Origin of the sequence: Hungatella sp. SB206 (genome assembly GCF_051132295.1) — a bacterium.
GTDB lineage: Bacteria > Bacillota > Clostridia > Lachnospirales > Lachnospiraceae > Hungatella > Hungatella effluvii.
Genome location: NZ_CP096603.1, coordinates 1,788,309 through 1,802,921 on the forward strand (window position 1 = coordinate 1,788,309; position 14,613 = coordinate 1,802,921).

Annotated in this window: 11 protein-coding genes; 10 read left to right on the forward strand and 1 reads right to left on the reverse strand. The window is 51.5% G+C overall.

Annotated features, from left to right (window positions below):
- The first annotated feature begins 302 nt into the window (after positions 1-302).
- The 6 genes from M1L66_RS07805 to M1L66_RS07830 all read left to right on the forward strand — a co-directional run bounded on the left by M1L66_RS07805 (position 303) and on the right by M1L66_RS07830 (position 8,076).
- On the forward strand, positions 303-2,558 hold the full coding sequence (locus M1L66_RS07805) for an extracellular solute-binding protein (RefSeq protein ID WP_434692010.1): 2,256 nt from the start codon (positions 303-305) through the stop codon (positions 2,556-2,558).
- On the forward strand, positions 2,548-3,408 hold the full coding sequence (locus tag M1L66_RS07810) for a carbohydrate ABC transporter permease (RefSeq protein WP_320961676.1): 861 nt from the start codon (positions 2,548-2,550) through the stop codon (positions 3,406-3,408). The genes M1L66_RS07805 and M1L66_RS07810 overlap by 11 nt, the downstream gene beginning before the upstream one ends.
- Positions 3,405-4,280: a carbohydrate ABC transporter permease gene (locus tag M1L66_RS07815; RefSeq protein WP_081034263.1), complete on the forward strand. Its 876-nt coding sequence runs from the start codon at positions 3,405-3,407 to the stop codon at positions 4,278-4,280. The genes M1L66_RS07810 and M1L66_RS07815 overlap by 4 nt, the downstream gene beginning before the upstream one ends.
- Positions 4,281-4,284: 4 nt before the next feature.
- Positions 4,285-5,982 (forward strand): HlyD family efflux transporter periplasmic adaptor subunit, encoded by a 1,698-nt coding sequence (locus M1L66_RS07820; RefSeq protein WP_187022292.1) that lies wholly within the window; start codon positions 4,285-4,287, stop codon positions 5,980-5,982.
- Between the two features lie 7 nt (positions 5,983-5,989).
- Positions 5,990-7,117: an ABC transporter permease gene (locus M1L66_RS07825; protein WP_187022291.1), complete on the forward strand. Its 1,128-nt coding sequence runs from the start codon at positions 5,990-5,992 to the stop codon at positions 7,115-7,117.
- 113 nt (positions 7,118-7,230) lie between these two features.
- The gene (locus tag M1L66_RS07830) at positions 7,231-8,076 is read left to right on the forward strand and encodes a MerR family transcriptional regulator (RefSeq protein WP_187022290.1); all 846 of its coding nucleotides are present in this window, start codon (positions 7,231-7,233) and stop codon (positions 8,074-8,076) included.
- A 112-nt stretch (positions 8,077-8,188) separates the two neighbouring features.
- Here the strand turns inward: M1L66_RS07830 and M1L66_RS07835 are convergent, their stop codons facing one another.
- Positions 8,189-9,517 carry an MATE family efflux transporter gene (locus tag M1L66_RS07835; RefSeq protein WP_434692016.1) on the reverse strand — a complete coding sequence of 443 codons (1,329 nt, stop codon included), beginning with the start codon at positions 9,515-9,517 and terminating at the stop codon, positions 8,189-8,191.
- Positions 9,518-9,657: 140 nt separating this feature from the next.
- On the opposite strand from M1L66_RS07835, the gene M1L66_RS07840 reads away from it, so the two are divergent.
- From M1L66_RS07840 to M1L66_RS07855, 4 genes are all read left to right on the forward strand, one after another.
- Positions 9,658-10,476 (forward strand): MerR family transcriptional regulator, encoded by an 819-nt coding sequence (locus M1L66_RS07840; protein ID WP_002601027.1) that lies wholly within the window; start codon positions 9,658-9,660, stop codon positions 10,474-10,476.
- Between the two features lie 59 nt (positions 10,477-10,535).
- The gene (locus M1L66_RS07845; protein WP_434692020.1) at positions 10,536-11,273 is read left to right on the forward strand and encodes a response regulator transcription factor; all 738 of its coding nucleotides are present in this window, start codon (positions 10,536-10,538) and stop codon (positions 11,271-11,273) included.
- Positions 11,270-13,048 (forward strand): cache domain-containing sensor histidine kinase, encoded by a 1,779-nt coding sequence (locus M1L66_RS07850; protein ID WP_434692023.1) that lies wholly within the window; start codon positions 11,270-11,272, stop codon positions 13,046-13,048. Before M1L66_RS07845 ends, M1L66_RS07850 begins: the two co-directional genes overlap by 4 nt.
- 180 nt (positions 13,049-13,228) lie before the next feature.
- Entirely contained in the window at positions 13,229-14,608 is a 1,380-nt protein-coding gene (locus M1L66_RS07855; RefSeq protein ID WP_434692025.1) for an ABC transporter substrate-binding protein, read from the forward strand.
- The last annotated feature ends 5 nt before the right edge of the window (positions 14,609-14,613 follow it).

Sequence of the window (14,613 nt, forward strand, 5' to 3'; positions counted from 1 at the left end):
GTTGTTTCCTCTATTATAGCAGAGAAATCTCTAAAAAATCTAAAAACCAGCCGTTTCCAGTTTTTTTAGAGATTTCTCTGGTATGATTATTCTAAAAGCAAATCCGGAAAGGCAGAAAGGACAAAAAGGGATGGACAGAAAAAAAGGAATGACCGCACGGAAAGCCGCCGCATGGCTCTTGATACTGGCCGCGGTAACTGTGATGGCGGCAGGATGCGGCCCGAAGCCGGGTGGTGCGGAGACAGAATAAAGATATGGTTTGATTTATGCAGGAGTGAATTGAGAGAAAGGAATAAAAGAAGATGAAAAACAGTCACTTGATTCAGAGAGCCGCGGCTCTGGCTCTGGCCGCGGTCATGGCAGTCATGACCGCCGGATGCGGCGCAAAGGAACAGAAGGAGGGCGCCACAGAGGGGGCAAAGGACAGTACAAAACAAGCAGGGACTGCGGACCCGGGAACCGCGGACGTCGCAAAGGGGCGTTACGTGGAGCAGGCGGTTGCATATCCGTTTGAAGCTGGAACGGAACGTGTTGTGGATATCATCCAGGACCAGAACGGGGAGCTGGTGATGTTCACCTTAATCGGCCAGGAAGTGGATGGGAAAAAGAAGGCCTACCGCTACGACGGTTCCTCCTGGAGCGAAGATACGGCTTCTCCGGTGCAGGAGCTTCAGGACAGCGACTATTTAACGTATTCCGCTTACGGCGCGGATGGGACGCTTTATCTGATCTACGCGGATCAGAGTTATAAGGCGCATCTGGTGAAGTTTGCAGAAGGGCAGCCCATGCAGGAGATTTCCGCCGGGACCCAGGATGCCATGGTTCTGCTGAACGGACTGTACGTAAGCGAAGACGGCACTCTGTTCATTCCCTCCGGTGACCAGGTCATCGTCGTCGGTACGGATGGCGTGGTGGAAAAGAAGCTCCCTCAGAGGAATTCCCACAGCAATTTCTGTGACAGCCACACGCTGACAGCTAATAGTTTTATGACTACAGGAGACAGGGGATTTCTCCGGTACGATTTAAAATTGCTGGCGGAGAAGGAAGTGATTCCGTTCCAGACCGACGAGTCAGACGTATACGGAAGTCTGGCCCGTGGAGAAGGAGATGATTTCTACCTTGCTAATACTAAAGGAATTCATCACATGGCGGATCAGGGAACGATGTGGGAGACCATCGTGGACGGTTCCCTGAATTCCATGAGCATGCCCAGCGCTTACGTAAAACGTCTTCTCGTCGGAAATGACAATGATTTTTACTTATGGTACTCGGAAAGTGAGGAACAGAAACTGGCCCGCTATACGTATGATCCGGAAATGCCGACCATACCGTCGAAAACCCTTACGGTATACGGCTTAAACCTTTCGGAAAACCAGACCGTGAAACAGGCGGCCGCCCTCTTCCAGATGGAGCATCCCGATGTCAGAGTCGAACTGATCGACGGAGCCGGCGAGTCGGGGAGTACCTTAAAATCCGATACGATCCGTTCCTTAAACGCGGAACTGTTAAACGGCAACGGCGCTGACGTGCTGGTGCTGGATGGGCTTCCGATCGAATCCTATATTGAAAAAGGGGTTCTGGAGGATTTAAGTGATATTATCACTCCCATGGTAAAAGCGGGAGAGCTATACCCCAACATAGCGGAGAGCTTCACCGGTTCCGACGGAAGTGTCTATCAGTACCCGGTCCGTGTCACCATTCCGATTATGTACGGAGACGGAACGGCGGTGAGCCAGATGGCTGCGATCGGTTCTCTCCGGGCGTGGCAGGAGGCGAATCCGGATAAGGCTCTCTTCCCAAAGACCATCTATGAAAATATTCTGAGGCAGATGATCTATCTCTACTATCCGGAGCTGGCAGGAAAAGACGCCGGACAGCTGGATACGGAGAAAGTCAGAATCCTTCTGGAGACCGCGAAGCTGGCGGGAGACGCCAGCGGAAGCAAGGTGGTCTTCGATGAATCGGAAGACGGCGGCCGCGGACGGGTATACAATGCCGCCGATACGAGAGGATTTACTGGTTTAAGCGATTATGGCCTGCTGACGAAAAATGCAGAGATCTCTCTGGTGGAACTGGCGGGTATGATGGATGTCATGACACCTGTTGCAATCGTTGATAAGTATGGTTACCAGATGGAACAGTTTAATGATATCTATTATCCGAAGGGACTTCTGGGAGTCACCAGCTTTGGTAAGGAAAAGGAGACTGCGAGAGAGTTTGTCGCGTTTGCCCTGTCACCGAAGGTTCAGAATGGTGATTTAAATGACGGATTTACTGTGAGTAAGACCGCTTCCGGTGCCTGGATAGAACGGACTTCCATGGTGAGCATCGGTTTCAGCTTTGACGGCGGCGATATGATGAGCGCAGAGTACCCGGATGATAAGAAGAAGGAAGAGATTATGGGAATGCTGGATAAGCTCCATACGCCCATTTCTGTTGACGATATACTGCTGGAGATGATAGTCAGTGAAACTAAGGGATATTTTGAAGGGAAACAGACTGCGGCCGAGGCGGCGGGGCAGTTTGAAAACAAGGCGAAGCTGTATTATGCGGAATAAAACACAGTCGGGCCGTCTGGCACGGAAGGCGTATCTGTTCCTTCTGCCGAGTCTGGCGGGGACAGCCGTGTTTGTCCTGCTCCCGTATGTGGATGTTGTCCGCAGGTCATTTTTCGAGGCGGCAGGAGGGCGTTTCGTCGCCATGCAGAACTATGTGACGGTAGTCGGCAACAGCGCGTTTCGATTGGCATCTTTTAACACACTCCGCTTTCTGGTGATCTGCGTACCGCTTCTGGTGCTGGTGTCACTGTTTTGCTCCATGCTGATCGCGGGATTAAAGGAGGAGGGGACCGTCTTTAAGACGAGTCTCCTCGTTCCGCTTGCCATTCCTGTGGCTTCGATCGTCCTGCTGTGGAAGCTGTTTTTCCATCCACAGGGGATGGTCAACCAGATCACCGCGCTCTTCGGCATGGCGGGGATAGACTGGATCAATGGAGACACGGCCTTTGGCGTGCTGGTCTTTACCTACGTGTGGAAGAATCTGGGATACGATGTGGTTCTGTGGGTGGCGGGTCTGGCGGCCATATCGGATGAACTTTACGAGGCAGCCAGAGTGGACGGAGCGGGTATCGTGGCACGGTTTTTATACGTGACGCTGCCGGGCCTTTCCAAGACGGCATTTCTGGTGGTATCCCTTTCCGTGTTCAATTCCTTTAAGGTATTCCGGGAAGCGTACTTAATCGCAGGGGAGTATCCCCACGAGAGCATCTATATGCTGCAGCACCTGTTTAACCACTGGTTTGTGACCCTGGATATCCAGAAGATGAGTGCGGCCTCCGTCCTTCTTTTGCTGGTGGTGGCACTGCCGGTTATCACGAAAGGGCTGGCTTCGAGGAGAGGTGAAACATGAAATGGTTGAGAGAACGGATGCCGGAGAAAAAGATTCTCCCGCACGTCAGAAGGCTTATCCTGTCGGTAATCTGCCTGTTTATCTGGCTTCCCCTGCTCATGATGGCGGGAAATTCCTTCCTGTCCAGGGGGGAAATGCTGTCCCGGTTCGGTCCTGTGTTAAACGGCGGAACCGGAGCGGTGAAAGTTACCCTGTTTCCGGACTTTCCGACCTTAAGTCCCTTTGTGGAGCTGCTTCTGGATTCCCCGGGATTTTTCGTGATGTTCTGGAACTCCTGCCTCCAGACCGGGGCTGTGCTGTTCGGCCAGATGCTGGTGGCCGTTCCGGCGGCGTGGGCGTTTGCCATGTATTCATTTCCGGGTAAAAAGGTGTTGTTTATGGGATATATCATACTGATGATACTCCCGTTTCAGGTTCTGATGACCCCGGATTACTTTGTGCTGAACCAGATGCATATTTTAGATACCCATCTGGCGGTCATCCTTCCGGGGATATTTTCCACATTTCCGGTATTTATCATGACACAGTTCTTTTCCTCGATCCCACCGTCTCTGCTGGAAGCGGCGCGTCTGGATGGGGCGGGAGAAGGGGCGGTGTTCTTTCGGATCGGTATACCGATGGGGTTCCCGGGAATCATGTCGGCAGGAATCCTGGGCTTTTTAGAAAGCTGGAATGCCATCGAGGCGCCGATGGCATTTTTGAAGAACCGGACGCTCTGGCCGCTGTCCCTCTATCTTCCGGATATTACGGCGGATAAGGTCAGTGTGGCGTGGGTGGCATCCGTGGCGGCTATGGCACCCCCGCTCTTTCTGTTTCTGGCCGGACAGAGTTTTTTGGAGCAGGGAATTATGGTATCGGGGATAAAGGAGTAGACAGATGGAGAGGAAAAAAATACGAAAATGGTGCAGAGATGGTTTCCTTATGTTTCTTGGAGCCATGGCGGTCTTTACCGTTCTTTCCAGAAGCCTGGATTCCCTGACGGTGCCGCAGGTCGGCACCTCTTACGGCAAGATGGGAAATGTAAATTATGAAATCAAAGGGGACGGGAAATTTCTCGCCTCCGGAATCACATACTTAAATCCCGAGGAAGGGTTAAAGGTCCAGTCCGTCGGAAAAACGGCCGGGCAGAAGGTGGAGGCGGGAGAGGTGCTTTTCGCCTATCAGCTGGAGGGAATTCAGAAGAAAAAGGAGGAACTGGCTCTTTCCATCGAAAAGATGAAGCTGGAGCTGAACCAGTCCGAGGTCCGCTCGAAACAGATACCGGGCATATCGGAGGAGACGCTGGCCATTCAGTCGCTGGAGGCGGCAAAACGGGCCCTGGATTTCGGATATCAGGACTTGGAGGAATTGAGGCGGGAGAGCGACGAAAAGCTTGCAAAGCTCAAACGGGACTACAATCAGAACATGACCCAGTCCGAGGAAGAGATGGAGGAGGAGACGAGACGGCAGTACCGGACCGCCGAGCGGGCCTACGATGCGGCTGTGGCGAAGAAGGAGAGCGCGGTCAAGAAAGCGGAGCGCGAGGTGACCGACTGCGAGGAGAAGCTTGACCGCCTGGAAGAAGAAGGGGCTTCAGACGAGGAGATCCTGAAAGCCAGAAAAGCTCTGGACCGGGCAAATGAGGATCTGGAAGAGGTGCGGGAAGAGCAGTCGCTTAACGTGGAGGAGGCGAAAGCGGCCTTAAACAGCGCGGAGGAAGATTACGGCGATGTCAGTGCCGGTAGGAGAACCGCGGCGGAAGCGCTAAAGAGCAGCTATGAGTCCTCGGTGGAAGCGGTGGAGGCGCAGATCAAGGCCGGAGAGAAGAGCGTGAGGAATTTGGAAGAAGCGCTCAGCCAGGCTGAACTCGCGGTATCCAACGCGCGGGCCAGGGATGCGGTGACGGCCGCCGAAAATCAAAAGGAGCAGACCGCCTCCGGCCTGGACCGCCAGGTGAAGCAGCTGGATATTACAAAGGCGGAGGAGCAGTTAAAAGCCCTGGAAGCCCTGGAGGCAGCATCCGGTGAAGTGACGGCTCCGGTATCCGGTGTGGTGACAGAGCTGGCCGTCGTCCCGGGAAAGACCGTGACGGGTGATGAGCTTGTGGCCATAGGTGACGGAAGGCTGAAATTCGAGGGAACGGTAGAAAAAAAGCTGGGCGAACTGATTACGGCGGGAACGAAGATAAACCTGCAGTACGGAGAGTCCAGGCGAACGTATGAGGCGGTGGTGGACAGCGTGGACTTCTTATCGGAGGAAGAACAGGCGCATTTTACCGCATCGGTCCAGGAGGACACGGGGGTTCTGGGGGCAACGGCCGCATTTTCGCTTAATCTGACATCCCGGCAGTACACTCAGGTCATTCCCATCGCAGGGCTCAGGCAGGAATCGGATGGTTACTACATCCTGGTGGTGAAACCGCAGAAGACGATACTCGGCGAAGAACTGACCGCGGAAAAGATTCCCGTGGAATTACTGGAAAAGAGCAGCACCCAGGCGGCCGTACAGGGTGCATTCAGCAATACGGACCAGCTGATCGTATCCAGCAGCAGGATCATCGAGGCAGGCGACCGTGTCAGAATATCCGGAGAGTGAGAGAAAGATGAACAGGTTTAAGACATGGATCAGAACGGGCAGAGCAGCCAGAGTAAAAACCGTGTTTCTGGCAGTGCTTCTGTCGGCGGTTCTGTGGGGAATTTCCCTGTGGCAGGGAGAGAAGATAGAGCCATACGCCGGTGATATCCAGATCCGTTACCACGGACAGGGGGTGTCCCGGCAGGCTTTGGAGCAAATAAAAGAAGCCGGGTTAAAGCCTGAAGATGAGAGCTTCCCGGAGACCGCGGCATGGAATGTGGAGTACTATGTGGAGGCCAGGAATCCGGTGTTGAACTTTAAGCAGGATGTCACCTGCATCATGATTCGGGGAGAGATGGATCAGATCGTGAAGGACCGGCTGGTGGCAGGCACGTATGGCTTTGGAGATGATGAGGAGGGCTGTGTCGTCAGCAGTAAAACGGCATGGGAACTGTTCGGCTCCACCGATGTGACCGGCAGCTGGATCTCCGTAAAGGGGAAACGCTTTGTCATTCGGGGAGTGACGGCCGCCTCCTATCCCATGGTAATGCTTCCGGCAAAACGGCTGGAGACGGAGTTTTTTCCCAACGTCTCCTTTTCTTACTCCGGTCAGGAGGGGCTTGAGGGGCAGGCGGAAGAGATGATCATGCGCTTCGGACTGCCGGGACATGAAATCAGAATTAATGGGAGTATTTACTATGCCATGGTAAGGTTTTGCTGCACGCTGCCCGGATGGGCCCTGCTTATCTGGTTCTGGATTTTGATGCGGCGTTCGCGGCGTTTGAAAAAATTTGATATGCAGCAGGCTGGGCGGAGAGGTAAAACGGAAAAACATGCAAAATACCGAAACTGGCTGTGGAAAGTTTTATTCTTTGCGGTGATGGCCGGAGGTGCGGCAGCTCTGCTCTGGTATGGCTTCCGTTTTCCGGGAGAGTTTATTCCATCCCGGTGGTCGGATTTTTCCTTCTATGCGGAAAAATTCACACAGGTAAAAGAGAATCTCTTTGACATAGCCATGCTGCCAAAGACCCGGTGGGATGTGGAGATGATACGCGCGTTTGCTGCCTCCGTGTTCTGTTCGGCAAGCGCGGCTGCGCTGATCATCATAACGGGAAGTCTTCTGCTTTCCATGCCTGACCATACCGGGCAGGAGTAGAAGGCTCCTTTTTTCGTCAAATATAAGTATTTCAAACAATTTATGCATAAGCTATTGACTGTAAACCCTGTTTATACCTTATAGTAAACAGCAAAAAAGGGAGAAAAGACGACATGACAATTAAGGAAGTGGAAGAAAAAACAGGGATTGTACGTTCCAGTGTCCGTTTCTACGAAAAAGAAAAACTGATCCATCCTGTCAGAAATAACAGGAATGGATACCGTGAGTATACGGAAGAGGATGTACAGAACATCAAAAAAATAGCATACTTACGGACCTTGGGAATTTCACTGGAAAATATTCACCGCATAATCGATCACGAGGTATCCCTGCAGGTGGTCCTTGAAAGACAAGCGGATGCGCTGGAGAGCCAAATCGCAGATCTGGAGAAATACCATTATATATGTAAAAAGATGCTGACCGAAAAGGAAATGACGTATGAAGATTTAGAGGTGGAAGCATACGTGACAGAGCTGGAAGATTACTGGAAAAATAACAGTAAGGTCTTTCGGATGGATTCGGTCGGTTTCCTGTATCTGTGGGGGGGATTGCTGGCATGGGGCGGAATCACAGCGGTGTGCTTCCTGCTTGCGCTGCTTGCATATCCGAATTTGCCGTCCCAGGTGCCGATACAGTGGAATAACGGCGAAATAAGCCGTCAGATTGGAAAAGCATTTATTTTTGTATATCCTGCCGCCTGTATCATCATAAGATTTTTTTTGCGTCAGTTTATTTGGAGATGGCTGACACTCCGTCTGTTCTGCTTCAGTGATACCATCTGCGATTACGTGACCAACTGCCTGTGTTTTGTTATATTATCAGTAGAAGCATTTACAATCTTTTACGTGAATGGAATGATGCAAAATGTGACCACGATTCTGACTGCGGACGCAGTGGTGCTTGTGGGAGTCCTTCTGATCGGGTGGTATAAACTGACCGTAGGACAAGCGCGGGATTGAAAGAACGGAGGGATAGGAAGAGACTGATCGTAATGTAAACAGGCCAGCATTTTCAGTTGTTTTTCAACTTCGAAAATGCTGGCCTGTTTTGTATGAGCGCAGTATGCATAAATCAAATATAACTGTATGTTTTTGAATGCCTCTTCAGGAAGAAAAGGCAGAGAAGGAACCCTCCCGCTTCTGCTGCCGGAACGGCAAGCCAGACTCCGTCAAGCCCCATAATAAGAGGAAGGAGCAGTAAGCATAGGACGATCAGGCAGAGCGTGCGCACGAAGGAAATCACAGCCGATACCCTGCCGTTAGATAAAGCGGTGAACAGGGCCGACGAAAAGATGTTGACTCCGGAAAATAAGTAGCCGAAAGAGAACACCATGAAGCCGTGGCGGGCCAGATCGTATACGGCTGTGCCGGGGTGTGCGAAAATTGTTACGATAATTCCGCCAGCCAGCTGCGCTGTGGCAAATACGAGGAACGAAGTGATGCCTGTAAAGATCAGGGAGGTCTTAAATACCTGCTTCAGCTGCTTCGTATTGCGGCTGCCGTAATTGTAGCTGATGACAGGTGAGACGCCCTGTGAAAATCCCATGTACAATGCATTTAACAGGAACTGGGAGTACTGGATAATGGTAATGGCCGCGACGCCGTCTTCTCCTGCGTAGTGCATCATCAGGAGGTTGAACAGGAAGGTGATAATGCCGGAGGATAAATTGGTTACCATTTCCGAGGAACCATTAATCAGTGTTTCCTTTAATTCTGCCGCAGAAAGACGGGGCTTTACGAGCCACAGTGCCTTGCGGGAAACAGCAAAGTAGATCAGACCAAATACCGCAGGGATCATGTAGCCGGTAACGGTTGCAATAGCCGCGCCAGCCACGCCCAGCTTTAGCGGGACGATGAGAATATAATCCAGAACCGCGTTGCTTAAGCCGGCCAGAATCGTGAGAAAAAGTCCCAGTCCGGGCCGTCCCTCCGTGATAAAATACATCTGAAACAGAATTTGAAGCATCAGCGCCGGAGCGAAGGCCATCTGCCATCTCATATAAGTAATACAGTCGCTCACGAGTAAGTCGCTGGCTCCCAGGAGCCGTACGATCGGTGTAGCAAAGAGAGTGCCGAGAACCGCCGTTACGGCTCCGACGATGATATTCAAATATATAATAGAAGTAAAGGCAGCCCGTGCTTCCTCTGCTTTTCCTTCGCCCATCTTTTTTGCAACGATGGCGCAGCTGCCGGTTGAGAACATGACCGCGATGCCGAGCACGATGTTAATGGCGGGATAGACGATATTGATGGATGAAAGCGCATTGGTCCCGACGAAACGCGATACAAAGACTCCGTCAATAATCGTATAAAGGGAGGTAAAAATCATCATGATGGTCGTCGGCAGTGCAAACATCATGAGGGAACCAAATGTAAATTTTTTTGCCAGTGAATAATTCATACTATTTCTCCTGATTTTCTTGTAAATTTCAGCCGCATGGATTATCATAGGGTATAGGGTAGGCCGATAGTCAAGCAGAAAAACTTTGGATATAGAAAGGAATGTTGCAGGCCTGTGAACTGTAACAGAGGAATCAAAATATGGAAAAACAGTCGGAGTTATATTTTACAACAGGTGAGTTTGCGAAGATTTTAGGGGTTAAGAAGCATACGCTGTTTCACTATGATGAGATTGGTCTGTTTTCGCCGGCGGTGAAGGATGAGGAGAATAATTACCGGTATTATTTTGTGTGGCAGATGGATACGTTTGAGGTGATTCGGGCATTGCAGAAGCTGGGTATGCCTCTCAGTGAGATCAGGGAGTATATGGAGACCCGGTCGCCGGAGCATTTTCTGGCGCTGGTGGATCAGAAGGATGCGGAGATCGACCAGGAGATTGAACGTCTGAAAAATATGAAGCGTTTTATGGAGTGGGAGAGAACGACGATTAAGGAGGCGCTGGAGGCCGAGGTGGATAAGCCGAAGCTGGCGGAGAGAGGCCAGGAATACTTATTTTCTTCCGAGGTGAATATCACGGGGGAACGGAAGCTGGCGGAGGAGATTGCACACCATGTCAGGGTCTGTGAGCAGTACCATATCAGCATGAACGCCGTGGGCGCAGTCTGTCTGGGCAGAGACTTAGAGGCGGGGAAATACGACCGCTACCGGAGTGTCTATACGCGGCTGGATAAGCGCATTTCGGCACTGAAACCGTATGTGAAGCCGGCGGGAACCTACGTGGAACTTTATTACCGGGGGTACGACGGAGACATGGGGAAGGCGTATCCGGTTATTCGGGATTTCGCTGAACAACAGGGGATCCGTCTGGATGAGATGTGGTATGAGGACCTTCTCCTCGATGAACTGACGGTCAGGGATACCGCGGATTACGTTGTGAAGGTGGCGGTGCGTGTGAAATAACGCTTCCAGCTGGTGAAGCGGGAAGCCGTAAGGCTGATTTTAACGGGGGGTAAAGGGATATGTACCGATTGATTATTATCGATGACGAGGAAAAAATCGTAGAAGGGATGGGGAGGCTTTTTCCGTGGAAGACCATAGGATTTTCCGTGGAGGGCCTCTTCACCAGCGCGGTGGAAGCGCTGGAATTTATGGAGAACAATCAGGTGGACGTGGTGCTCAGCGATATTGAGATGCCGGATATGGATGGCATCGAGCTCAGCCGCAGATTGTTAGAGAAGGAAGATGTGAAGGTGGTTTTATTCAGCAGTCACCAGGATTACGACTATTTCCGGGCGGCGATTCAGAACCGTGTGGAGGACTTTTTGCTGAAGCCAGTGGATTACGCCATGCTTCTGGAATGTCTGGGACGGGTGAAGGAGCAGCTGGATGCCAGAAGCCAGAAGAAGGTGGAGCTTCCAAAAGGGTATTACGACAAGATCGTGTCCGGCGTCAGGGAGTATCTGAGGAAGCATTATCAGGATGCCTCCCTGGAGAGGGCGGCCGAGACGGTGAATTTAAGCCCTGCTTACTTATCTAAGATTTTCAAAGAGAAAAATGGGACCAGCTTTTCGGATACGCTTCTTTCCATTCGGATGGAGAAGGCGAAGGAGATGCTGGAGGACATTCGGTATAAGAGCTATGACATTGCCTACTATATCGGGTACGACAATCCGAAGAACTTCTCCAGGGCGTTTAAGTCATACTATGGAATGACTCCGATGGAATACCGGAAATCAAAGACGGAGGAAGGGCAGTGAAGAAAAAGTTCTTTTTCAAGCGTGTGGCGATTTATCTGGGCATGATGCTCCTGCCGATGACGCTCCTGTTTACGGCGTTCTGCGTCCTGAATTTGCGGACGATAGACCGGGACTTAAAGAGACAGGGGAGACAGACCGTGGATGCGGTGGATGTGAACTTTGATCTGGTCCTGAGCAATGTCCTCTACCAGAACGATCTGCTGACCAGCACGACCCGGATGAATCTGTCGCTAAAGAGAATTCTGTCCCAGAGCGAAATGGCTTACGGCGACGCGGTCAACATCGACAGCCTTCTGGCCATTCTGCGGAGTATCAAGGATTCCCATGAGTATGTGGAGTCCATCTATCTCTACACCGACGGCGCGGCCCGATATTTTTCCTCGGACAAGGGGATTCATACCATAGATGAGAGTACGGATTCCTCCTGGCTCGATGTCTACCGGGAGATTGCAAAGGACAGCAGCAGTTACATTGCGCCGCGGGAGATATCCATGGGAGCGGATCAGGTGGTTCCTGTTTTGAGTATTTACAAACGCCTTCTTTTACAAAAGGGATGCATTGTGGTAAACATTGATGTGGCGAAGCTGGAGGAGATTCTGGCAAAGCAGATTTCCGGCCATGAGGAGACGGTCTATCTGGTAAACAGGGACGGCGATGTCCTGGCAGAACAGTCGGCGGGAAGCGGTAAGAACGGGGACCGGGAGTATTTTGCACGGCTGAAGGAACAGTATGGGGAAGGCTGGCAGGAGCGTTTAAAGGGGATGGACGGGACCTGGGTCAGGACTCAGAACGGCACCTGCCTCCTGAGTGTGGGAAGCTACGATGCGATGGAAGTGTATTACGTGTCGGCGATCTCCTCAAAGGCCAGAACCGAGAGTATTTTCGCTATGCTGCAGTCATTTCTGGCGTTTCTGGTCCTGGATCTCTGTGTGGTGGTGTTCCTGGCGTATTTGACGACGAAGCGGTCCTTTGACCAGATTTCCTATATGATTTCTGTGTTTAATGAGGCGGAAAAGGGGCTGCCGGTGGCGAAGCCGGAAAACAGCAACCGGGACGAATACGATGTGATCATGAATAATATCATCTATCTGTTCCTGAACACAAACCATTTAAACGCCCAGCTAAAGGAAAATGAATACAAGAGAGAACACGCGGAAATGATGGCGCTCCAGCTTCAGATCAATCCCCATTTCCTGTTCAATACGCTTCAGACCGTGGACATGGAGGTGCGGAAGCAGGAGGCCAGTCCCGAGGAGATCAGCACGGTAATCCGCTGCGTCTCGGATATCTTAAAATATGCGCTGAGCGACCCCGGGGAGCCGGTCACGGTGGAGGAGGAGATCCAGTACTTAAAAAAATACGCGGCCATTCAGAAATTCCGGTTCGGCGACCAGTTTATCATCTACTATGAGGTGGATGATGAGGTGATGGACGCCGCGGTATTCCGGCTGTTCTTACAGCCGCTGGTGGAGAACAGCCTGCTCCATGGGATACGCGGATCGAAGCAGAAGGGCTACGTCAAGGTATCCATTCAGAAACGGGGAGAACGCCTGCGCTGCTGTGTGATGGACACCGGAGCGGGGATGACCGGAGAAGAGAAGGCCGGTCTGGAGAGCCGCTTTTCGAGTGATGGCGCGGGTGGAATCGGACTGGCTAATCTGTACCGGAGACTCGTGCTCCGGTATGGAGAGGATAGCGCCCTGCGTGTCTGGTCGAAAAAGGGGATGGGAACCGCGGTCAGCTTCTATATTCCCTGTGAAAAGATGAAAGTGTAAGAGATGGTATCATTCCTTTCGGTTATCAAAAGGAATGATACCATTTTTTGCAGATATCGCAATTTAAGAAGAATTTTAGAAAGACGGGCGCCTTTTATTTCTCCTGGTTTCATTATAAAATAGGAGTATCAAAAGGAGAGACGGTCCGGACGTCCAAACAAGAAAATGGAGGAAGGTTTCATGAAAAAATATTTAGCAATACCAGCGGCGCTCTGTCTGGCAGCAAGTTTATTAACAGCCTGTGGGGGCGGAAAAGGTGAGACGACCGCTGCGGATACGAAGGCAGAACAGGGCCAGACCGCGGCGGCGGAAAAAGAAACCGCCAAAACAGCGGATGGCGGATCGGAACAGATTACACTGCGGTTTTCCTGGTGGGGCGGTGAGGAACGCCTTGCGGCCACGCTCGATGTGATTAAGCAGTTTGAAGAGGTGAATCCCAATATTAAGATCGAACCGGAATACGGAAGCTCCGACGGCTATGCGGACAAACTGGCAACACAGCTCGCAAGCGGAACGGCTCCCGACATCATCCAGATTGATCCGGGCCTCATGCCGGCGCTGGTTTCTAATGAGACCAATTACTTTCTGGATTTAAATACTTCCAGCTTCGATTTTTCCAATTTTGACGAAAACTACTATAAGCTGAGAATCAACGGCTTCTATGATGGAAAGCAGCTCGGAATCCCGACCGGAATATCCGGCGGCGCGGTTCTGGTAAATCAGGGACTGGCGGATCAGATCGGTATCGATTTCCACACACAGTATACCTGGGACGACATCTTTGATTGGGCGAAAAAGGTGAGAGAGTACGACGATTCCATGTACTTAATCTGCTCCAACAAGGATTATGTGGCCAATATCCTGGCCAACAACTATGCGAAGCAGTTAAGCGGCAAGACGTTTATCAACGAGGAAACGAAGGAGATTAACTTAACCTCCGAGCAGTGGCAGAAGGTCTACACCTTTGTGAAACGCCTGTACGATGAGGAAGTGATCGCTCCGGCTTCCTATTCGGCCGCATACTCCGGAGACAATATGCAGTCCGATCCAAACTGGATTGCCGGAAAATACGTCTGCAGCTTTACCTACATGTCCACCATGGAAACTCTGGCAGCTGCCAATGCGGATGCAGAATACACAGCCGGTCTCTTCCCTCTCTATCAGGGCTCCGATGTGGATGCATGGAATGCAAACTGCCCGCAGATCATAGCGATCAACGCCAAATCCAAAAATCCGGAAGCGGCAGTGGAATTTTTAGATTATTTCTTTAACAATGAGAAGGCCATGGAGACACTGGGATGCACCAGAAGTGTTCCTCCAACTGCAAAGGCCAGAGAAATCTGTACGGCGGACGGTTCTTTGAGCAAGCTGTTGGCGGAGGCAGCGGATGTAGCCGGCAGCTACAGCGGAATGGTTGACGACAAGTATTTTTCGGCTGCGGAGGCAAAGCAGATATTGACCGATGAGGTGGAGGCGGTTGGATTCGGAGTGGCAACTCCGGAAAGCGCTTCCGAGGAGACCATCAGCCTGCTGAATAATTACATTTCCGGCATTCAGTAAACGGC